The sequence below is a fragment of the Pedobacter sp. UYP30 genome, assembly GCF_040547165.1.
Classification (GTDB): domain Bacteria; phylum Bacteroidota; class Bacteroidia; order Sphingobacteriales; family Sphingobacteriaceae; genus Pedobacter.
This window is the reverse complement of sequence record NZ_JBEPPD010000014.1, coordinates 1-22,494: the sequence shown is the minus strand read 5'-3', so window position 1 is coordinate 22,494 and position 22,494 is coordinate 1. Positions and strand designations below refer to the sequence as shown.

The following is a 22,494-nucleotide window of genomic DNA, read 5'->3' as shown; positions in this document are numbered from 1 at the left end:
GGCTTCGCTAAAAGAGGCTATCTTAATTTGCGATGTTTAGTTGAGTTTTGTAGCCAATACGCATGTTTTCTTAAACCGCCTGGTCTTCCCACTTAAATCAAACACATCGAAAAGTACCACGTAAATACCAACATTTGCTTTTATGCCACTGTCTGCAAGGCCGTCCCATGTTAAACTTCCTTTGGTTGATATGGTTTGGTTTTTAAGCAATCGCTTAATCAAAATACCCCGATCAGAATACACATTTACCGTAGCAAATTTTTCGCCTTCGGCAAACTGATAATCGAGTTGGAGCAGGTCTTCAAAGCCGTCTCCGTCTGGAGAAAATGTTTTAGATAACAAGGTTACATAAACCTCATCGCCACGTTTCGATACCGAATTTTTATACGTTGGCGTCGCGAAACCTACGCTGCTAGCCGCAGAAATAAAATTACCAACTGTGTTTGTTGGCTCAGCAAAAGAAATCCGCTCTAAAGAAACACCATCTGAATTTTTAATTAATGGATTGTGCATCTTTTCTGTGTAATCAAACCTGTCAATTAACCTTCCGTTGCTTAACAGAATGACGGTACCTTTATCGTTGTTAAAAGCAGGCAATGTAGCCATCTGCACAAAATGCGTAGGATTTTCTGCCACATAACTTTGCGTGATGTTTTCAGAATTTGTGGTAAAAACCCAATAACTACCTGGCTCAATTAAAACCGATATTGAAGAAACCTTTTTGATGCTTGCAGGATTACCATTTGCATCAGCATTAGCCAATTGCAATTCCTTTAAATCCAATACATCGTTTGTATTGTTGTAAATCTCTACAAAATCAACCCCGTTTAATTTCGGGTTAAAAAGTAGCTCCGAAATTAACAAATCATTCTGCATGATGGCTTTCGCGATAAAAAGTTTCGCTGAATTGGCATTTGGATTAATCAAGTTTCCTGCACAATCCATTACATTGCTCAAGCTCAGCGTGTTTTCCTTACCACGAAGTAAAGGTTTACCAAAAACAATCACTGCTTTATCAAACATCGCCGAAGAAAACCTAATTTCAACAGGATTGCCAACGCCGTTGTTGATTTGATAGTTAATTAATTTTGAAGCCGAAGCACTATCTACTGCTTTCGAAAACGCGATTTCTACAGTCACACTATCCACTACATTGGCAGTCAACAACTTCGGTATTTCACTACTAATTTGGGCGCGATAAATTGAATTTTGTCTGCCAGGCGTTCCGCCCGATGCATCTGAACTAGCCGCCCAATTCTGAATTCCTGTACACACATTCTTTGGATCGATTAGTTCTAAACTGTATCCGCCCCTCCTTTTTGCTTCGTCTTTGTACCAAATGTCGCTATAGGCAACTTTGTTAATTTCATCGCCTTTGGCATTTACTAATGTTAATATATCGCCAGCATTATTTAAGCTTGGCCAGGGAGACAAACCAATTGTTTTACCAAAGGGCTTATATAAAGACGTGTCTGCTCTGGCGCATAAAATCAAATAATCACCAGGCGCAATGGTGTCTGCCTTAAAGGTGTAAGTTGAAGTCAAATCGCTATATTTCCATCCTGCGGTAAGCAGATATTCGTCGCTGGTATTCCATAGCTCTACAAATTCCTTCGTTGGTAAACCAGGGCTATTTGAGGGGTTTGCAAAAATTTCGTTGATCACCACATCTCCCCTTTTCACTTCATAATTTCTGATGTAAAAAAAAGATTTCGACGCTCCATCTGCAATTTGATTTCCCTTCTTATCTTTTATATTTTTAACGGCCAGCACATATTTTCCACTTGGCAGCGGGTTTGAAAAACTCAAAACGTAAGCAGCTGTATTTGCAGTAGATTGAACCGAAACAGGATGGCCCACTTGATTATTTAAACTGTAATTATTGGGTAGCAAAGCTGTCGAAGTATCCAAAGGTTCGGAAAAAACGACTTGAAGGTGTAGAGAATCCAATACTGTTACACTTTTTAACTCTGGCGGAATAAGGTCTGGCGTTAAATCTTCGACAGAAAAATCATCAAAAATATATTGGCTAAATCTTGATGCCGTGGCATATTTACAAAAAACCCCAAAGTAAGAAGTTTGCACAAATGTTTTATCCAATATTGAGCCTTCTAAGGTATAACCAGCGCCTCCAAGTACATCTGTAAACAAGCTCCAGTTCCCGTTTAAATCTCGTGTTACCTTAATCTTAGCTTTTACTATACCTGCGTTTGGTCTCGCTTTCGGCGCACCAATAATTATTTTTTTCGTAGTCTTACCCGTTTGGCGATAAAGGTAAAAAGCATCCATCGCACCCTTTTCCCCAACCTGAACGAAATATCCTTTTAAACTACCTGTTAAATTTGCTTCATCTGAAACCAGATAAATTCGAGTAAAGTTGGTGGAAGTTGGGTCGAAATTGAGTTGAACTAAAAATTCCCAACTTGCATTTAGGCAGAGGCTGTTTGCTGTAGAAAGATAAATGCTTTGCGACTTCAGCTTTTTACCGTTGCTCTGCAATTGCCCAGCGTTGTTAATCAAAAAAGAATCGTGGTTGCCTTGCCAAGTTGGATTTTGGGTAAAATTCCCGTCGTTAAAATTATCTATAACCTGCGAAAAACAAACTTTAGAAAACAGAAGTAGCAAAAAGAGCGTAATTTTTAGCATATTTGGCGTTACTAAAGAGTATTTTATAAATATAATTAATTAAAATGAAAGTCGCAGTTGTAGGTGCCACAGGTTTGGTAGGCACTGTAATGTTAAAAGTATTGGAAGAAAGAAATTTTCCGCTGACAGAATTAATTCCGGTCGCTTCAGAAAAAAGTGTAGGCAAGGAAATTACCTTTAAGGGAAAAAAGTTTCCGATAGTGAGCATAGATACTGCCATAAGTATGCGGCCAGATATTGCTTTATTTTCTGCAGGCGGTTCTACTTCTTTAGAACATGCTCCACGTTTTAAAGAAGCAGGCACTACCGTAATTGATAATTCTTCGGCATGGAGAATGGATCCGCTAATTAAACTTATTGTGCCAGAAGTAAATGCACACGAGCTTTCTGTAGATAGTAAGATTATTGCAAACCCAAATTGCTCTACCATACAAATGGTGGTAGTGCTTAAGCCTTTGCACGATAAATATAAAATTAAACGCGTGGTGGTATCTACCTACCAATCTGTTACCGGAACAGGGGTAAAAGCGGTAGAGCAGATGATGAACGAACGCAAGGGCATAGATGGGCCTATGGCGTATCCGTATCAAATTGACATGAACGTTTTACCTCATATTGATGTGTTTACCGAGAATGGTTACACCAAAGAAGAGATTAAGATGATCAAAGAAACGAACAAGATTATGAGCGACGATACCATCAGGATAACCGCCACCACGGTTCGTATCCCTGTAGTAGGCGGCCACTCAGAGTCGGTTAACATAGAATTTGAAAACGATTTTGATTTAGCAGAAGTTCGTAGCACCTTAGAAAATGCACCTGGAATTATCGTAATCGATGATGTGGCTAACTTAAAATATCCGATGCCAAAAGATGCACACGAAAAGGATGAAGTTTTTGTAGGAAGAATAAGAAGAGACGAATCACAACCAAAAACACTAAATCTTTGGATTGTTGCAGATAATTTGAGAAAAGGTGCAGCAACCAACGCAGTACAAATTGCAGAATATTTGGTGCAAAAAGAGCTAGTGTAAGTGAGTTTTAAGTAATAAGTATTACGTTATAGTTTAAAGTGATGTGCAACAAACACATCACTTTTTTTATGCAATAATCTAAATATCATATATAGATTAGAGATTAAAATCTAAATATTATATGTAAATTAGAGATTATAATCGAAATATTATATATAAATTAGAGATTATCAAGATAAAATGTTATCTTTATTTGTATAAATAATCGGCAAAATGATTACTAGAACGCTACAATCTTATATCGAATCGAAGTTTTTTAAAGGAAAAGCGGTTATTATTACAGGTGCGAGGCAGGTTGGTAAATCAACATTACTGAAACAGCTCATCAAAAAAACAGAGTTGCCATACCTTTCTTTAAATTGCGATGAGGCCGAAGCGCGGGCCACACTCGAGAATGCAGGAACAGAACGTTTAAAATCTATAATCGGCAATAATAAAATTATACTTATTGATGAAGCTCAGCGGGTAAAAAATATTGGTTTAACACTTAAACTCATAGTTGATAATATGCCCGATATACAACTATTGGTTACAGGATCATCCACTTTAGATTTAGCAACAGGTGTGAAAGAATCTTTAACCGGCAGAAAGTTCGAGTATAACCTTTATCCATTTTCTATTGCAGAACTGGTGCAACACACTAATTTACTTGCCGAAGAGCAGGCTTTAGAAAAAAGATTAATTTATGGCAGTTATCCTGATGCAATAAATTATCCCGGAGAAGAAAAAGAACTGTTATTAAATTTAAGCGATAGTTATTTATTTAAAGATATTTTATCGCTTGCCGGCATACGCAAACCCTTACAATTAGAAAAACTGGTACAGGCTTTAGCATTACAAATTGGAAATGAAATTTCGTATCAAGAACTGGGACAAATAATTGGCGCCGATAAACAAACGGTAGAACGCTATATTGATTTGCTAGAACAATGTTTTGTTGTATTTAGATTAAGTGCTTATAGCAAAAACCTACGTAATGAGATTAAAAAAAGTAAGAAAATTTATTTTTACGATACAGGAATGCGAAACGCAATTATTCAGAATTTTAGTCCGCTAAATTTAAGGCAAGATACTGGCCAACTTTTCGAAAACTACATTATATCCGAACATATCAAGGCGAGCAACAATAACAGAAAATTTGCAAAATATTATTTTTGGCGAAGTTTTCAGCAACAGGAAATTGATTTAATAGAAGAAATTGATGGCGATTTAAATGCCATTGAAATAAAATGGAGCGAAAATAAAAAAGTGAAATTTCCATCAACTTTTTTGCACAACTATACCGTAAAAAAGACACATATCATTAATAAAAAAAATTATAGCAGTTTCTTTTACAAATAACCAAAAAACAGCTATTTTAATTTCCAAGTTAACAAGACTTGGAAAAAACAAGATTAAAAATTTATGCAATTATGCCTCTTCCTAGGTTCGTGGAGACACGAACCTAGGAAGAGGCATCAATTAAAAAATGTAACCAATGAAGAAAATTACCATAATCTCCCTATTTTTCTTTGCAGCTCTGAGTTCCAAAGCTCAAAACAGGATAGAAAACATATCTAATGCTTTCGACAAATTATTAAATGATGACCAAACAAAACATGCAGTCGCATCGCTTTGCGTATTAGATGCTAATACTGGAAAAACTTTGTATGCACACAATGAACAAATTGGTTTAGCCACGGCCTCTACGCTAAAAACCATTACCGCAGCAACAGCATTTACCGTATTGGGGAAAGACTTTCAATACCAAACCACGTTAAGCTATAGTGGAAACATCTTGACAGACGGAACTTTAAACGGCAACTTGATTATTGTTGGCAGTGGCGACCCCACCTTGGGTTCTTGGAGGTATGCCAATACCGAAAATGCCGTATTGACTATATGGGTAAACGCCATCAAAGCATCTGGAATTAAAAAAATAAACGGCGCTATTATCGGTGATGATAGCGTTTTCGGTACACAAAGAACACCCGAAGGTTGGATTTGGCAGGACATAGGAAACTATTATGGCGCCGGCACCAGCGGATTAACATGGAGAGAAAACCAATTCGACATAAAATTAAAACCAGGAAGCAGTACCGATGATGAGGTAACTATTTTAAAAACTGTACCAGAAATGCCTTACTTGCAAATGGTAAACGAATTAAAAACTGGTAGTCGCGGAAGTGGAGATAATGCTTATGCATTTCTTCCACCTTACAGAAATACAGCCTACCTACGCGGCAGTTGGGGCATGGGCATAAATAAATCTGGTATTTCTGCAGCATTACCAGATCCCGCATTCGATTGTGCTTTTCGTCTTCAAGATACTTTAAAACGTTTAGGCATTGCCACAAATAAATCAGCTACCACGGCAAGATTGATGATGGCCGATAATCAGTCCATTCCAAACGCCACCAAAAAACTAGCTACCATTAGTTCGCCAACGCTTAGCGAAATGGTGTATTGGTTTTTAAAAAAGAGCATCAATTTGTATGGCGAAACACTACTGAAAACCATCGCCCAAAAGGAAGGAAAAGAGGTAACCACGTCGAACGGAGCAGCTTTTGAAATTAATTATTGGGCCAATAAGGGCATAGACAAATCTGCTTTAAATATTATAGATGGCAGCGGACTCTCGCCAGGCAACCGCATTACAACCATGGCCATGGCTAGCGTACTTTATCAAATCCAAAAAGAAACTTGGTTTCCTGATTATTATAAAGCGATACCCGAATACAATGGAATGAAGTTAAAAAGCGGAACTATAAATGATGTATCGGCGTTTGCCGGTTACCATACTGACGCTACGGGAAATAAATATGTGGTGGTAATAAACATCAATAATTATAGCGGAGGCAGTATAAGGCAGAAAATCTATAAGGTTTTGGATGAACTGAAGTGATGGTTTAAACCAACAATCCTTCATTCAAATAATTATTCTTAAACAACAACCATGCAAAAATGATATTTAGCGGAATAAGAACTAAACCGAAGCCGAAAAGAATGAGGAAGTAAAAAGCAAAAAAAAGACAAAAAATCAATAATAAAAATCCCTTAATCTGTATTGCATTTAATAACAGTAAACTTCGGAACAACAGAATTATAGAAAAAGAAAATAAGATTAAATTCACTGCCATCAAAATATCAAAATCGGTAAGTAACCAGCACATTTCGGGCAATAATAAGACAAAAAAGTTTAAGCAAAAACCAAAAAACATCTTTTCTTTAGAAAAGGCAAAATTTGCAAGAAACGACAAATATCGTCGGTTAAAAAGTCGCTCCTGATAGATAAGAGTTGCATGTGCAATAATAATGCAAGACGTGATCAGCATTAAAAGTTTAAAATTATCTTTTAAATCTCCAAAAACAACAAACACGCTAGAAATCAACACATAAGACAACAGTTTCGTTAGTATGAAAGCTAACTTAGACTCATTAAATACCTGAAAAGTATAAAGAAAAAATACAGGTTTAATCCATTTTTTTATCAACCGAGTTAACCAGTTGGATTCATCGTTAACTATTGGATTATTACTTTCTTTGAGACAGATATAAGCGCTTATTAAAACGAGAAGTAGTTGAAACAACAATATCAAAATAGAAATTAAATAGTATTTAAAAACAATTCCTATAGTTACCGCATAGAGCGTGTAGAAAAAGAGCGGAAGAAAAATATAAGCTTGCACGGCAAACCAGCTCCTAAACTGTTGCCCTTTGCTCAATGAATTAAAGCTATACTTTAAAAAAACATGCTGAGGTAAAGCGAGCTGATCTAATAAGTATTTCAGGCTTTTGTAAATATACAAACAGCTACCCACAAGATAAATCGTCATGATTATTGGATTGCTAACCAAACTTATACTGAAAAAAAATTGCCAAAAGTCAATTTGATCAGCAGAAACTACACCCAATGTATTGATTAACAAGCAATAACTCACAAACACAATAAAAATAAAGAGTAACATCCCTCCGTGTGTACGGAAAAATCCACCAATGAATATTTTTTTTAGAGCAGGGTTTAGTTTAAAAAACATTAGAAGTTTAATGTGATTTGTTTATCAATAACTTCAATTTGCTTAAGGTTTGGTAGCTCGCCACTGTCCAACGGCTGGTGAGAAGACAAAAGAAAACTGATGTTTTCCTTTTCAAATTTTTCCGTAATCCATTTGTACAACAACTGTAAAGAATCTAAGTCAAGTGTATTTAGCGGCTCGTCCAACAATATTAGTTTTGGCTGTCCGATAAAAGCTAGAAGTATTGACAATTTTTTTAACATGCCACTAGAATATGAGTTTAATGGATTATGTATATAACTCTCCATTTTCATTTCACTAACAAGTTCCGAAGCTTGGGCTCGAGTAGCTCCTTTGGCCTTTACAAAAAGTGTTAGCATTTCAACTCCTGTTAAAAATTCTGGAAATAAAGGTTCTGCATCAGCGAAATTTACAAGTCTTCTGTATGCCACATCGCTCTTTTTCAAAAAAATATCGTCTATCGATATATCTCCTTTAAAAGATTGGATACCCGCAATAGATTTCAACAACGTACTTTTCCCAGACCCATTTTTCCCTTTTATCCAAAAGACACCTTCAGGAAGCTCGATATTGTCTATCTTTAAAACAAGATGGTTAAAATAAGATTTTTCAAAGTGACTTATCTGCAACATAAAAATATTTATAATCAGACGTTCCTAACTCCAAAATGTTACTTAAAATAAAAATCGCCAAATCTCGCTAGATGCAAATTACCCTTCGCCCTTTTGAACCTAGAGATGCTGATGCGTTGGCAAAATACGCCAACAATTACAACATTTCGAAAAACTTAACCAATAAGTTTCCGTTTCCCTACACAAAAAAAGATGCCGAGATCTTTATAACATGGGCCTTGAGCCACAACCCCTTGCAAGTTATGGCGATAGAAATCGATCGCGATGTGATTGGCTCAATTGGTATCCATCCGCTAGCAGACATTTATGCCAAAAGCGCAGAGCTAGGCTATTGGATTGGAGAATCCTTTTGGGGAAAAGGAATTGCCACCGGAGCCATAGAAGAAATGTTAGTTTATGGTTTTGAGGCGTTCGACATCGATAGGGTTTTTGCCCGTACCACCCAAGTTAACCTGGCATCGCAAAGTGCCTTAAAAAAGGCAGGCTTCGTTTTGGAAGCAAAACTAAATGCTACGATTTTTAAAAACAACGAATACTTTGATGAATTGATTTTTGGATTTAGAAAAGATTCCCTGAAAAAAAACTGATAATGCACTCATTTTTTAATACAGATAATTCAAATCATTAGGATTTATGATTTCTACCAAATTTAAATGTATAACCAATTAAAATATACTCCGACAAATACCACTGCACCTCTATGTATTTTTTTTTGGCTGCCAAAACATAATGGGTAGCACCTCAGGATACTACAACCTTAAATATCGCTACTTTTGTCGTTCACTGCTCTAATCTGGAGGTTAATCCCAGCGTCGCTTAGTACCGTTTTAACATCGTTCATCGCTTCTGTCCGTACCTCTCCTGCAATAGATAAATCTGCAACCCACAATAAGGTTCTAATGCTGATGGCGAATTCGCCAAAATCTTGAAGAATGATTACAGGTTTCGGCATTGGAAGAATGTTTTCATTCTTCGCCAATTTATCTGCAATTAACTTGCGCGCATTGTTTATATCCGTACTGTAAGGAACACCGATAGTAAACTCCACACGCTTACTTCTATCTTGCATGGTCCAGTTGATTAGGTGCTGAGATAACAAATCTCCATTAGGCACAATAATGTCTGAGCCTTCTGAACTATGAATTTTACTAGATCGAACGCCAATTTCTTTAACGATGCCAGATTTGTTACCAATTTCAATCTGATCGCCAACCTGTATTGGCCGCTCAAAAGCAATAATAACGCCCGAAACCAAGTTGTTCACAATGTTTTGTAAACCGAAACCAATACCAACCCCTAAAGCGCCAAGCATGATCGAAAGTTTATCAATCGGTATACCCGCCGCGGCCACCGCTATTAAAAAACCAACCGTCCAAATAGCTAAACGAATTAATAGCATCATAGAGTTTAAACTATTTCTTTTGCCACCAGCACCTGCATTTTCATGACCAAAGAAAAAGCTAATAAAGCCCGAAATGATTGATGAGAGCCAAATCACGCAAATAAATATAGCGATGCTCGCAAGTGTAAACTTGTAACTCCCTATGCTTCGGATGTGGTAAAAAAAATTTGAACTGGCTGTTATCAATAAATCATAGTAGGTAATGTTCCTGATAAAAGATACTGCAAAAACTACCGATGCAATCACCCATAAATAGCGCTGAAGACGATACTGTAATTCTTTGTAATTAATAAAATCTGAAAATCTACTCGATTGATAGGCCTCTGTTTGCAAGTAAATTGATTCTAAAACCATAGTGCAAAACACCTTTAAAGTTATGCCCAACATTAAACATTGTATAGCACTTACCCCAAAAATCTTAGCCAGCGATAATCTCCCTGTTAAGTTGAACAGCAACGACAAACCTACTTGCAAAATTACAAAGATGGCCAGGGCTTTGATAGCTGCGGAGGATTCTACACCAACAAATAGCCTAGTTCTCTTTCGGATAATCTCAACGCATAGAATAAAAAGAAAAATACCCGCAATAAACAGCGCCCACCTTTCTCCAAAAGAAGAGTCTAATAAAATATCATCTAAAGCATAAAAAACCCACAAAAGAACCATAGAAAACCACATTACCCTTGCTTCCCGAGTTAAGAAAGGCACGAGTAAGAAGCATAATGTGGCCGTTCGGAAAACTTCGAACGTATGCAGAAGCGACATGGTAGGATTTGCAAAAAAGAATGGGATATAGGTAAAGAATGCGAAAAGTGAACTGACAAAAACCCCTCGTCGTAAAAAATTAACCTGCGACAAAATGGCTTCTGCATTTTCGGATTTTTTGATCCGTCGCATGTTCGACATCATCCAAATGGTCAGTAAACCGAAAATAAAAATTCCCAGAACGAATATCGAGATTTTGCTGCTTAAAAAAATAACCAGAATTCTGTTTGACCGCTGCAATGCGTTAGCGGCTGTTTCTGAAAAAGAGTATTCATACTCACTTGCTTTGGTCTTAAATAATGGTCTTTGCTCTTGCGACCACATGTTTACCTTCTTAGAGATAGATAAGTACACCATGTCTGAGGAAAGATCTCTCGTCTGCAATAACGCTACTGAGATGTGACTACTTAGAAGCATTATTTTAGCCAGAGTATTTTTTTGTGAAACAGCTAAATTCCTTCCCTCCTCTAAAACATCTTGCAGTTGATCTTTAAGTATAGAATCCTCTACATCTACATTTAATTCTTTATCTCTTAATATCTTTTGTAAATCTTCATTACTTTTTGCAAGTTGCTCACGGTAACCATCAACCAAAAACTTATATTTGCCTAAATTATCTGAAACCTCACCCAGCATAATTACAGAGCTGTTTAAACTCTGCAAATTCATGTGACCCCCGCTTTTTTCAAACCGGAATTTAAAGCGGTTCACTTTTTCTATAATAGCAGGAACCTCCTTTTCTATGCTAGAAACATCGTAGCTACGTTGTAACAGAAAATTATCCCTATCAATTTTAAAATTATAGGTTTCAATTTTTGCAACTAATAAGGGCACTTTAGAATCCTCGAGTAACTCAACTTTTTTAACTACTAGCGATTTCCTTTTTTGTTGCGCCGACACCTGCTGAGCAAAAAATATGGTTATAATGGTTAAAAAAGCAGCAGAAGTTTTTTTGATAAAATCGGCTAAAGACATGTTTTTAATAAAATTTAAACTATTAATATAAATTTTGGATGCGTGGAAATAACGAATTGTAAAATTATAATTTATAACTTATACTTTGATTTTTTAATATCTTCTAACAACTAAATATTAGCAAATTTTATAAACACAAAATGTCAGTTCACTTAATCCGGTTAGAGCATAACGACGTTGATACAATATGCTCAAACCAAAACAAATGATGATAAAGCTGATGATTCCCTTAATTCTATTTCCGTTTACTACTAAAGCCCAGTTTAAGGTAGATATAGCGAAAGGATTATATCCTATTCGTGGAGTTTAGGGCTTTACGCCAAGCCCGTTGAGGACATTAGGGGTTCAGTGCCGATTCTTTTTTCGGCACCGCAGAGAAGCGAAGCCTCAAAGTTGCCTGTCTCGATTTTGATTCAGGAGAGTTCCCCCGGTTTTTCTCCGGGGGAACGCCCAAATTATATCCTCTAACATAAACGGATACCACTTTTCTTTTATATGTAGCCCGATAATCTTAAATCGTCTAGGAAAATGCATAAAGTTTGCGAAATGCAATAATTTTAAAAAATATGTTAACTTTGGTTTTAACTTAGTAATTGTACTTTATACACTAAGTAAAAAAATTAAAAAAGAAAGAAAAAATGAGTTCGATAATTAATGTGCATGCACGCCAGATTTTAGATAGTCGCGGCAACCCAACAGTAGAAGTAGAAGTAGTAACAGAGGCTGGTGCCATGGGCCGGGCAGCTGTGCCAAGTGGCGCATCTACAGGCAAACACGAGGCAGTAGAACTGCGCGATGGCGACAAAAAAGTTTACTTGGGCAAAGGCGTACTTAAAGCTATTGAAAATGTTAACACCAAAATTAGCAAGGCTTTGCAAGGCATAGACGTGTTTGAGCAAAATGAAATAGACAAAATTATGATTGCCTTAGATGGCAGTGAAAACAAAGGAAAACTAGGTGCAAATGCCATTTTGGGCGTTTCATTGGCCGCTGCAAAAGCTGCTGCACAAGAAAGTTTGCAACCACTTTACAGATATATTGGTGGTGTAAATGCAAATACGTTGCCTATACCGATGATGAACATCATTAACGGTGGTTCGCACTCTGATGCGCCGATTGCTTTCCAAGAATTTATGATTATGCCAGTTGGTGCATCTTCATTTTCTGAAGCATTGCGTTGGGGAACAGAAGTTTTCCATACGTTGAAGAAAATTTTACACGATAGAGGTTTATCTACTGCAGTTGGCGATGAAGGTGGTTTTGCACCTAAATTTGATGGCACAGAAGATGCGATAGAAACTGTACTTAAAGCAATTGAAAAAGCGGGATACAAACCAGGTAAAGATATTTGTTTGGCTTTAGATTGTGCTTCGGCAGAGTTTTACGTACACGGCAAATATGATTACACCAAATTTGAAGGTTCTAAAGGTGCAATTCGCAGCAGCGAAGAGCAGGCACAATACCTTGCAGATTTAGCGGCAAAATATCCAATTATTTCTATAGAAGATGGTATGGATGAAGACGATTGGAAAGGCTGGAAAGTATTAACAGAAAAGATTGGCGATAAAATCCAGTTGGTTGGTGATGATTTATTTGTAACCAATGTAACGCGTTTGCAAAGAGGTATAGACGAAAAAATTGCTAATTCTATTTTGGTTAAGGTAAATCAAATTGGTTCGTTAACAGAAACCATTAACGCAGTTACTTTGGCCCAAACAAATGGCTACACTACTGTAATGAGCCATAGAAGTGGTGAAACCGAAGATACTACCATTGCAGATTTAGCGGTTGCGTTAAACTGTGGACAAATTAAAACTGGTTCGGCTTCTCGTTCTGATAGGATTGCAAAATACAATCAGCTTTTGCGTATTGAAGAAGAATTGGGCGAAAACGCACGCTTTATAGGTAAAGATTTTAAATATTATAAAAAATAAACTATGTCATTCTGAGCTTGTCGAAGAACTTTTGATGAGTGTTTCGACAGGCTCAACATGACAATTGAATTCAAAAGTTGAAAAGCAAAATCGTAAAACATCCGAAGAGTTAAAACCTTCGGATGTTTTTTGTTTAAGGATAAGGCTGAACCAATTAGAAATAACCAGTTACCGTTGCAGAAATATATAAATTAGAACTGCCTAACTAGGACTTTACTTGGTAATAATAATCAAAAAAATTCATCACTTCAAGCGCTTACAAATTCTTATAAGTCGACTGACTCGATAGTGCCTGATTTTGAATCTGATTTAGCTTTTTGCATCCATCCAAAAAATACCATAGCAATACCCAAAATAACACTTACAATGTTGATTGTCTTTAAAGTCATACTTAAATCTGAAGTGTTATAATTTTCTTGAGGCAATGTAAAAATGACAATTGCACTGGCTACCATAATTAGCGATAACACTATCATCACTATTTTCCTGTATTTCGGCGCTGTTGCAGCTCCATAATATATAAAACAAGCTGTAGCAATAGTGTGAAAAATAAACGAAACAGTATAGAGAAACCAATCGGCGCTAGTAATTTTAAGTGCCCAATTGCTTAAGCCATTTACGAGCAGAAAAATAAGAAGCGCAACTGGTAACACTAGAATCCAACGCAATACTGCAGGCCATTTTTCCATCGCAATAAATCCGTGGTTTTCATCAAACAAATCTTTTTTGGGAGCACTTTTATTTTCCATTACTTTTTATTTGGTTAAATAATATTTACGATAAAGATAACTGCTTCTTAGATACTTTACAGTTTTTGAGTCGGAGTTATTTCTAAAATGTTAAAGGCGGTTTGGTTATTTGGGCTTCTAATCACTTTTAACCCCTTATGTTCTCTTCCACATTAATCTGCATGTTCTTAAAATTAAGCTTCGTGGTAAACGCTGCCAATCACCACTGGCCGCGCAACGTTTCCTTCCTCAAAGGCAACCATAATCTGGTCGCCAATTTCTGGGATTGCGAAATAGCCTCTATTGCTTCCGCGATCGCCGGTGCCGGCGCTTGGCCACTTTATCGTCAACTCGAAAGTATAGTTAGACACGAGGGCGACTTGGAAGATAATTATAAATTTCTAAATTTCATAAGACATTGTTGTCGCATGCCTAGAATAACCATATCTAAAAGTATAGAAGTTTTTCAGTTAAGCCGACATATCTATCGAAAGTGCTTATTGCTGTCCTGCCTAACAACTAAAAAATCATGCTAAATATTCTATCCATTCAACACTAACCGCTTCCTTTTACCATCTATCAATCTAGGATAATTGGGTATAATAATTCCCGCCGACCTGTCGTATTTGGCACTAAAGTGTAAAAAGCTGTGCCTAAGTTCAAGCAAATCTAAGTCCTCTGGCGTAATATTTAATATAGGGACAACCATTGCCTTTTTAACATACGTGTTATCAACTTTAACTGCAGATGACGAGTGCTGCTGCTGTGGCGCCTCAAACTTTGGCGTTTTAAGGTGTAATTTAACTGGTTCTCCGCCATTAAAAGCATAATTAAATAGCCTGACTTCCATTCGTTTTAGCAAATCTAAACCACCTTGGCTGTAGGCTTGTAATGGATAGGAGTTTGATGAAAGCTTCTTTAAGTCAAAAGGAATTTTATTGGTAGAATCAACTTCCATCGCAAATCTGCACATAATATATAGCGGAATAAAACTGTAGCTCTTGATGATGTGGGGTCTATTTCCAGACAAATAATGCTGCGTTGATAGCGGCCCGCCGCCGTAGCCGGTATGCTTGCTGAGTTCTGTTTTATGAAACCAACCCTGTTGCGATAGCCAATTAATCTGCTCATCAATTTTATCATGCATCATAGATTTAACCTTGTTTATGGTACTGCCAATCAAATCGGTGCTAACGCCATCCACTTGCATCAATCTTCCAATATGGTCTGGCTGGCCAGTATTTTCATAGCAGCCGCCAACATCACTATGTACGCCAGGCAGACTTAAGCTCGTTCCTTTATTACCCGCGCTATTTATATCTGTCAGCGGGAAATTTGCCCGATGCTCATCGCTAGCAGACAACTGTACTACTCGGCGGGCCAATCTAATCGCATCTAGCTTAAGTTCGAATGTGTCATGTTTAAACGGCCTTGGAGTGTCACGAGGCTTTGTACCGAGCACTTCAGAAAGCAAAATATTTTCCGAGTAGGAGGCAACGGTATCAAAGAGGCCGACAAATCGAACATCTAAGTGGTTTATTTTTAACTTTGGTTCGATGCAGTAAGCCCCTAGATAACCTCGTATCGGGAATTCTGCAAACGAAGTGGGATTGTGATAATCGTCGGTATAATACGTGTAGGCCTGCGTGCCAACATACGTACCCCCTCCACTAACTTCATTTCTGCGCGCGCTGTGTGCAGGTCTTGTAATCTCATAAATAAAATGCCTTGCCGCTGCAGCACCACGGCTAAAACCAAAAACATCTACGGTAAGCTTGCCAATAATTCTTTCTCCATCCGTTCGACGTATATTTTTTATTTGACCGATAATCATTTTGCATGCATCTGCAACACGTTTGGGAATGCCGTGCTCTTTTCTGCCCAAGCCTGTACCGTCCATTTTATCATCTTTACCCCCAGCAATCGTCCCAATTCCTTCAATGTAAAAACTATAAGTAAAATCGTTCTGACTATAATTTTTAAATAATCTAGTTACGTTAGAATAGGCATTCAAATAACTACTATCCGCAGCATAATTTGTTTTTATTTTTGCTTTCTCAGCCGCTTCTCTTGCATCGGTGTTGTACATATTGTTTCCCGTGCCATCGAAGAAGACAGCAATAGTAACATTAGGCGGTAGGTGGCTATTAACTCGCAATTCTCCTTTACCGTTTTCTATTTTTGCTAAACCCATGATTATCTATTTAATATTATACAGCTCAATTTCTCCTTGCTTTTTTATCAACTCTATTTTTCTATCCCCAACCTGTAAATATACCTTATAACGGTCACCGCCTCGATTTATCTCTACCACAAGCTGCCCTTCTTGTTCTGGGTTATCTCCATAAGCTTCTTTATATCCCCTAAACATCTCGGCCTCATCAAAATTGATATCCAAAATATAATATTGCGGTTTGTTGCCTAACATCCCATTCCATCCAATTCCCATTTTTTTAACTCGTGCGCGTTCTTTAAATTCATTCTTTTGCCATTTCTCTGAGTTGATGATTTCCTTTTCCCCGTTATAATACTTTATTTCCATATTATCCAACGCTACATTTTTTGTTTGATCAAATTTAACTATGGGTCGTTGGTTAAAGCGTTCTCGGTACCTATCCCAAAGTCCAAAGGGAATACCGTTTTTCTCAAGGTTATCTACAGCGGCTTTTTCATATCCTATCATGCCCTTTACGTATTTATTCTGGTCATGGGTCCAAGCGTCTGGAGCGAAATCTTTCATGTCTATTTTGGTTTCTTCCGCTTGAAAACGGCCAACCTCAGTTGTAAAATCTGCACCGATAAGCCAAACCACAACAACACCACCAGGTGCCAAGCCAGCCGTAATAGCATTATAGTTGTCTTTAATTAAATGTTTAGTGCCGTCATCGTCTTTTACCAACATTTGATATCCATGTTGGAAAAGTTTCAACATTTTATCATAAGGTAATTTAAAATGTCCTCCGTAAAATTTATTCTCTGTATATGAAAGCCAACTGATCTGTAGCGATACCGGAATAGGTTTTTCAAGGTCGCCTACTAATGAAGTGCCATTTTCCTCTCCCCATACACCATAAGTAAGATTGGGTGGTGCGGGGCTTACACCATTTCCATCTGCGTAGATATAATTACATCTGTACATTTCCATTGGGTATAAGGGCGCTGCGCCTATTCCCGGAGTCCATTCAAATTTTGCTTGCATTTGTTTGCTTTTTAATTTTTCTTCTTTGTTTTGGCACGATGCAATTATTGCCGTGGAACAGATCAGAAACAGGGTCAACTTATTTTTCATTCTAAAGTTTTTTGGAGTTTGCCAAAGGGTTTATCTGTGCCAAGGTATTTGGTTCTGCATTTTTTATTTGTGGTGCAGAAGGAGTAGAAACCTGTTCCTCATTGCGCTCTATTTTTGCTAAACCCATAACCTATTTATTTCTGTTATCAAACATTATTTCTCCCTGGTGTTTTAACATCTCTATTTTTTTATCTCCAACCTTTAGATACACCTTGTATCGGTCGTTACCCCGATTTATTTCTACTACAAGTTGCCCCTCTTGTTCAGGTTTATTTCCATAAGCTTCTTTATATGCTTTGAACATCTCACGCTCGTCAAAATTAATATGCAATGCGTAATCTTGGGATTTGCCCGCATAGGTATCTGTCCATCCTAGGTTCATTATTTTAACACGAGCCCGAGGCTTAAAGTAATTTTTTTGATATTTTTCATCATAGTTCACTTCGGCCTCACCGTTAAAATATCCTAAATATATCGCCCCAGTTTCTACTGGGTGGGATTGGTCAAATTTAATAATTGGGCGTTGGTTGAAACGTTCTCGATACCTGTCCCATAAACCAAGGGGAATACGGTTTTTCGCCAAGTTAGCGACAGCAGCCTTTTCATATCCCATCATACCCTCCACATATTTGTTCTGGTCATGCGTCCAAGCATCAGGAGCAAAATCCATCATATCAATTTTGGTTTCGTCTACTTGGAAACGACCAACATCAATGGTAGAACCTGCACCCTCAACCCAGACCACCACCACGCCACCTGGTGCCAAACCGGCCACAATGTCGTCATATTCATATCTATTTGGCACCATCCCTTTTCCCTCTTCAAAATCAAAAGTTTTAATTCCTTGTTGAAACAACTTTAACATCTTATCATAAGGCAATTTAAAGTGGCCTCTGTAAAATTTGTTCTCCGTATAAGAGAGCCAACTTATCTGTAGCTCTACGGGAACTGGTTTCTCGCGGTCGCCCACAACTGACGAACCGTTTTCAGTCCCCCATACTCCACCTAATAGTGCTTTGGCAGCAGGGCTTACACCGTCTCCATCGGCATAAACAAAACCGCATCTGTAAATTTCCATAGGATATAACGGATCTGCGCCCGCTCCTGGACTCCATTCAAATTTTTCTTGCATTTGTTTGCTTTTTAATTTTTCTTCCTTGTTCTGGCAGGATGCAATTATTGCCGTGGAACAGATCAGAAACAGGGTCAACTTATTTTTCATTCTAAAGTTTTTTGGAGTTTGCCAAAGGGTTTATCTGTGCCAAGGTATTTGGTTCTGCATTTTTTATTTGTGGTGCAGAAGGAGTGGAAACCTGCCCATGCCAGGTAATGCTTATGCAACCTTTTGCGCCTATCGGGCAGGTAGCCCTGCTACTGTCCGTTAACGGATGGCCTCCATTCTCTATCGTAGATTTTTCATAAAATCCATCCCAGTCGATCACATTTACCGTGCAGGCACTATTGTTCATTTTAGCACAACTGCCAAAAAATGGTGGTTCAAAGGGCTGCCCCAATTCTTTATGTGTTGCCAATAATTTTTGTGTTCCGGCCTCATCGTTAATATAATGCTTCTTTTGTGTAAGCACTTTAAACTTGGCTGGAGCTTTGCCAAATTTACATTGGCAAATAGCACCGGCGCATATCATAAATCCTGTTTTAACACTCATATTTTTTTAATTTCCGAATATTGACCACCAGTTTCCCTTTTTAGTAGCTTCTTCCGTTTGCGCTGTCTTTGTTGTTTCGCCTTCTGGAATTAAATAACCTTGTATCTGGACTTCCAGTTGCCCGTCTAAAGTATTTATCGTGGCACGGCCATCAATATTCTTTATCCAATGACCGGGAATCTCTATATCGTACGCAATCTCTAAACGGCCATTCAAAATTTCAACGCCTTCTATAGCTGTTAGTAAATCAAGGTCCGCCTCTACATTTATCTCTTGGGTCATTTGCTCAATGTTGGGCTTGCCCAAGGCCGCTATTCCTTTGAATGTAAGCGGCTCTTCAAATCCAAAAAATGGAAAATCTACCGAGATTGGCTTCGTCCTGTCTTTATTGTATTTACCGTTAATAGCGGTAAAGAACAGAGAGAGCCATAAATCGACTGTAACGATTTTCTTTAGTTGTTGGGGCTGATTTAGCGCCGATTCTACTTCGGCAATGTAAGCAGAGGCAATCTCGCCTCCAAAATCGCGCTGTAGTGTACTTTTGGCTGACGCAAAACGTGTCTTTACTTTGTCGCCATTCAACAAATCAGTGATATGCCCATCCATATTTGTGGTAAATTCGAACGGATACAAAGGAGCCGCACAGGCAAGCGCAAGTTGTTCTATTGGCTCTTCTGACTTTTTGTTATTGAAGAAATAGTTCGATTTTGATATCTCCCAAACCGCATCGCCATCTCTCATTTTGGTACAGTACATGGCTATTTCACAATACATGCTTTTTTCTCCATTAGGAGATTGCCATGAAGTTTGTACTGCATAGGTTCTTTTTTTTCCAAAATAATTCCAACCAACAACAGGACCTCTATTTTGACTACCATCTGTACTGTTCTGGCTTGAGGCCTGGTTAACTAGCTCTATCATAATTCGCGTAAAAAACCTAATTTAAATTCATCGGTTTGATTTTTATAATCTAATTGCTTTCATTAACTAAAATCAATGCTGGTTTGGTTTTATCGACCGCTTAAGCTTTTGGTCTTTTATAGACATCTGCTAAGATAGTTTAGAGTAAAAAATATCATCATCTGTATCTGCATAACGTCCTATTGGCCTAATCTGAGTTCAATACCTTTCAGATCAAAACAGGGTTTAAATATTTTTAAATAATCCTGGTTATAAATCATGGCTTTACATTCGCCATCTTCTTTATAAAAACTAATTAGCAGCAGCGCTACAGTTTGTTTAGGAAGATGGAACCTGTATAAACCAGGTATGTCATGATTAACTTTTTGCCTATCTTTTATCAGATAACCTGTCAGTTTCCCTTTATTTTTAGCTATAGTACATAAAAGTTTCAATTTGACCGCGGATACTTTTAACGTCAGCGAATCGTCCATACACTGATCTGATTTAGCAGTATATAGAGCATTAAACTGTATTTCATTTAAACCAGAACAGGCCGTTTGTGCCTTTAAATTATAAAATCCTGAAACTAGGAGGAATAACAAAAAATATTTTTTCATAGTTTTTAGTTGCTTCTTTCGGTAGCGGTTGTAATTTTGCTTTGGCGGGAATCTATCTCTGCCATAAACTTTGCTAGTAGTCATAATGTACCGTATCTACTTTAGATTCCTTTCCGGTTATCCCATCTATGGAGACGTTTTTTAAGATCTTTTTCCCATCATGTGTTTCTTCTTTGGTGTCCCAGCTGACGTGCCATACCGGACGCTGATTATTATTGTTCCGATTGATTGTTGTAAAATTGTCCAAAGGATCAATTTTGTTCTTTTTCAACCGAAGCAATATTTCTTCCCAACTATATTTAAAGGGCAAGTCGTAATCGACCTCCTTTATAATGTTACCGTTTTCATCGTAGTTTGTCCATTTTCCTTTCAAAAAGCCATTGCCATGAAATATTTCTCCTTTTTCGGCTATACTGCCATTCTTGTAAAAAGATTTAGAGGTAGCGAAATAACTATTTGGGTTGGTAATTTCCTCTTGAAAACCGTCGGCAGTTTTGAGCTGACGTATACTATTTCCTTGTTCGTCAGTGAAGTTTCTTTCGTCGTCAACTAAATGTTTATTAAAATATTCTATGTCAAAGCGTTCCATAATAGTATCTTTTTTTGTAACTATATTTTTTTTTATACTGGAGGTTTTTTTTACTTCATCTACCTTATGTTGACCATTACAGGAATACATAGTAAAAAGAAACATTAAACAAATAAGTGTAATTTTTCTCATATTTTATTCTGGTTTAACCAAAGTATTCTTCCTTATAATATCCCACTGCCATTTCCATATTGTCCTTCTGGTATCCAGATAGTCCATTATATTGTCTGTTTTTCCTTTAGAAAGTGTAAAATCGCTATCATTTCCAAAAGAGTGTTGCAGGCCCAATCCATGTAAAAACTCGTGGACTAAAGCAGTTTTTCTCCGAACAAGTTTCCCGTTGCTGCCATGGACAGTCCGACAACCGTCTGGTAAATCCCATTATTTAAAACCCGTTGACAATATCATCCAAAATACTTTTTAAACGAGCCTCTAAATCTTTTTCTCCGAGATACATCGTTTTTGCATTTCTGGTCTCTACCGTCTTTATTGCCGCAATCAGGGGTTTATAATCACCGCCCTTTGCTTTTTGGATAATTTTGTTGTAGGTATTTTTTAAAACAGGCGTAATATCTGTTTTTAACTTGTCCAATTGCTGCAATGAATTCCAATTTCCCAACACATAAGGAACTTCTGCCTCGAACATGCTAACATGACCAATTACAGGTTGAACTTCTTGTACGGGCGGTGTTTGGTGTTTTTCGAATGCTGTTATAAATATGAAATCCCCCGAACCCACATCTTGCTCTACAACTTTATACCTAATGTATGCCTCTGGATGAATTTTTTTCGTTCCATCTAATGGATGACCGATTACCTCCACTTTCTGCTTGCCGCTAGCAAATATGGCGGAGTTAATTGGAATATCTGTCGAAGTTTGCCCATCTACATTTAACGACATTATCTTTATATCGTTTATTTTAATTACAAATTTGCACAGTTGTGCTGCAAAATCGAGTTGATAATAAGGCTGTTTCATATAAGTTAATCGAGTTACTTACTTAGGCACTACAATAGATTTCCAACCAATATGTTGATGTTTTATCATTCTTTTAAATAGATTATCAAAGATTGTCTCTTTAAAAATAGACCTATTTAGGCGATAAAAATATTCGTCTAAATACTTTTGAAGATGATATTTATGCACATGAGTTTGGATGGTTCTTACGGCCGTTTTTATTTGATGGATAATGGTATGTATTTGTCTGAAGTTTTTGCCGGGAATACTTTTTTCCTGGGTAATTTTAAAGTCTTTCGATATCGTTTTATAAGCTGTCCATTTATCTGTTGTTACGTT

21 protein-coding genes are annotated in these 22,494 nt (G+C 37.3%); 6 read left to right on the top strand and 15 right to left on the bottom strand.

Annotation, left to right across the window (positions count from 1 at the left end):
* Nucleotides 1–36 precede the first annotated feature (36 nt).
* Entirely contained in the window at nt 37–2,646 is a 2,610-nt protein-coding gene (locus ABIB40_RS14790) for a lamin tail domain-containing protein (RefSeq protein ID WP_354360159.1), read from the bottom strand.
* A 44-nt stretch (nt 2,647–2,690) separates the two neighbouring features.
* On the opposite strand from ABIB40_RS14790, the gene ABIB40_RS14785 reads away from it, so the two are divergent.
* The 3 genes from ABIB40_RS14785 (at nt 2,691) to dacB (ending at nt 6,564) form a co-directional block, all read left to right on the top strand.
* The gene (locus ABIB40_RS14785) at nt 2,691–3,680 is read left to right on the top strand and encodes an aspartate-semialdehyde dehydrogenase (protein ID WP_354360158.1); all 990 of its coding nucleotides are present in this window, start codon (nt 2,691–2,693) and stop codon (nt 3,678–3,680) included.
* A gap of 213 nt (nt 3,681–3,893) precedes the next feature.
* Complete coding sequence (locus tag ABIB40_RS14780) at nt 3,894–5,021, top strand: ATP-binding protein (protein ID WP_354360157.1); 1,128 nt, start codon at nt 3,894–3,896, stop codon at nt 5,019–5,021.
* Nucleotides 5,022–5,157: 136 nt separating this feature from the next.
* Entirely contained in the window at nt 5,158–6,564 is a 1,407-nt protein-coding gene (gene dacB, locus ABIB40_RS14775) for a D-alanyl-D-alanine carboxypeptidase/D-alanyl-D-alanine endopeptidase (RefSeq protein ID WP_354360156.1), read from the top strand.
* A gap of 1,131 nt (nt 6,565–7,695) precedes the next feature.
* On the opposite strand, the gene ABIB40_RS14770 is transcribed toward dacB, so the two are convergent.
* Nucleotides 7,696–8,328 (bottom strand): ABC transporter ATP-binding protein, encoded by a 633-nt coding sequence (locus ABIB40_RS14770; RefSeq protein WP_354360155.1) that lies wholly within the window; start codon nt 8,326–8,328, stop codon nt 7,696–7,698.
* Nucleotides 8,329–8,399: 71 nt separating this feature from the next.
* Here ABIB40_RS14770 and ABIB40_RS14765 point away from each other — a divergent pair, with 71 nt between their 5' ends.
* Entirely contained in the window at nt 8,400–8,915 is a 516-nt protein-coding gene (locus tag ABIB40_RS14765; RefSeq protein WP_354360154.1) for a GNAT family N-acetyltransferase, read from the top strand.
* 170 nt (nt 8,916–9,085) lie between these two features.
* Here the strand turns inward: ABIB40_RS14765 and ABIB40_RS14760 are convergent, their stop codons facing one another.
* Nucleotides 9,086–11,470 (bottom strand): mechanosensitive ion channel family protein, encoded by a 2,385-nt coding sequence (locus ABIB40_RS14760; RefSeq protein ID WP_354360153.1) that lies wholly within the window; start codon nt 11,468–11,470, stop codon nt 9,086–9,088.
* 187 nt (nt 11,471–11,657) lie between these two features.
* Between ABIB40_RS14760 and ABIB40_RS14755 the strand changes: the two genes are divergently transcribed.
* Together ABIB40_RS14755 and eno are read left to right on the top strand one after the other, a co-directional pair.
* Nucleotides 11,658–11,780, top strand: a complete 123-nt coding sequence (locus ABIB40_RS14755) for a hypothetical protein (protein ID WP_354360152.1) — start codon at nt 11,658–11,660, stop codon at nt 11,778–11,780.
* A 328-nt stretch (nt 11,781–12,108) separates the two neighbouring features.
* Complete coding sequence (gene eno, locus ABIB40_RS14750) at nt 12,109–13,404, top strand: phosphopyruvate hydratase (protein WP_354360151.1); 1,296 nt, start codon at nt 12,109–12,111, stop codon at nt 13,402–13,404.
* A gap of 266 nt (nt 13,405–13,670) precedes the next feature.
* Here the strand turns inward: eno and ABIB40_RS14745 are convergent, their stop codons facing one another.
* The 12 genes from ABIB40_RS14745 to ABIB40_RS14690 form a co-directional block, all read right to left on the bottom strand.
* On the bottom strand, nt 13,671–14,153 hold the full coding sequence (locus tag ABIB40_RS14745) for a hypothetical protein (protein WP_354360150.1): 483 nt from the start codon (nt 14,151–14,153) through the stop codon (nt 13,671–13,673).
* A gap of 173 nt (nt 14,154–14,326) precedes the next feature.
* Nucleotides 14,327–14,503, bottom strand: a complete 177-nt coding sequence (locus tag ABIB40_RS14740) for a phage baseplate assembly protein V (protein ID WP_354360149.1) — start codon at nt 14,501–14,503, stop codon at nt 14,327–14,329.
* A 170-nt stretch (nt 14,504–14,673) separates the two neighbouring features.
* Nucleotides 14,674–16,326 (bottom strand): phospholipase effector Tle1 domain-containing protein, encoded by a 1,653-nt coding sequence (locus tag ABIB40_RS14735; protein WP_354360148.1) that lies wholly within the window; start codon nt 16,324–16,326, stop codon nt 14,674–14,676.
* A 6-nt stretch (nt 16,327–16,332) separates the two neighbouring features.
* Complete coding sequence (locus ABIB40_RS14730) at nt 16,333–17,331, bottom strand: DUF2931 family protein (RefSeq protein ID WP_354360147.1); 999 nt, start codon at nt 17,329–17,331, stop codon at nt 16,333–16,335.
* Between the two features lie 91 nt (nt 17,332–17,422).
* Nucleotides 17,423–17,548: a hypothetical protein gene (locus ABIB40_RS14725; RefSeq protein WP_354360146.1), complete on the bottom strand. Its 126-nt coding sequence runs from the start codon at nt 17,546–17,548 to the stop codon at nt 17,423–17,425.
* A 3-nt stretch (nt 17,549–17,551) separates the two neighbouring features.
* On the bottom strand, nt 17,552–18,553 hold the full coding sequence (locus ABIB40_RS14720; protein ID WP_354360145.1) for a DUF2931 family protein: 1,002 nt from the start codon (nt 18,551–18,553) through the stop codon (nt 17,552–17,554).
* A 91-nt stretch (nt 18,554–18,644) separates the two neighbouring features.
* Nucleotides 18,645–19,088 carry a DUF4280 domain-containing protein gene (locus ABIB40_RS14715; protein ID WP_354360144.1) on the bottom strand — a complete coding sequence of 148 codons (444 nt, stop codon included), beginning with the start codon at nt 19,086–19,088 and terminating at the stop codon, nt 18,645–18,647.
* A gap of 6 nt (nt 19,089–19,094) precedes the next feature.
* Nucleotides 19,095–20,009: a hypothetical protein gene (locus tag ABIB40_RS14710; protein ID WP_354360143.1), complete on the bottom strand. Its 915-nt coding sequence runs from the start codon at nt 20,007–20,009 to the stop codon at nt 19,095–19,097.
* Nucleotides 20,010–20,188: 179 nt separating this feature from the next.
* Complete coding sequence (locus ABIB40_RS14705) at nt 20,189–20,692, bottom strand: hypothetical protein (protein WP_354360142.1); 504 nt, start codon at nt 20,690–20,692, stop codon at nt 20,189–20,191.
* Complete coding sequence (locus ABIB40_RS14700) at nt 20,682–21,329, bottom strand: toxin-antitoxin system YwqK family antitoxin (protein WP_354360141.1); 648 nt, start codon at nt 21,327–21,329, stop codon at nt 20,682–20,684. Before ABIB40_RS14700 ends, ABIB40_RS14705 begins: the two co-directional genes overlap by 11 nt.
* A 253-nt stretch (nt 21,330–21,582) precedes the next feature.
* On the bottom strand, nt 21,583–22,176 hold the full coding sequence (locus tag ABIB40_RS14695; RefSeq protein WP_354360140.1) for a hypothetical protein: 594 nt from the start codon (nt 22,174–22,176) through the stop codon (nt 21,583–21,585).
* An 18-nt stretch (nt 22,177–22,194) separates the two neighbouring features.
* Nucleotides 22,195–22,494 (bottom strand): transposase (locus tag ABIB40_RS14690; protein ID WP_354360139.1); only part of this gene is annotated, 300 nt, incomplete at its 5' end.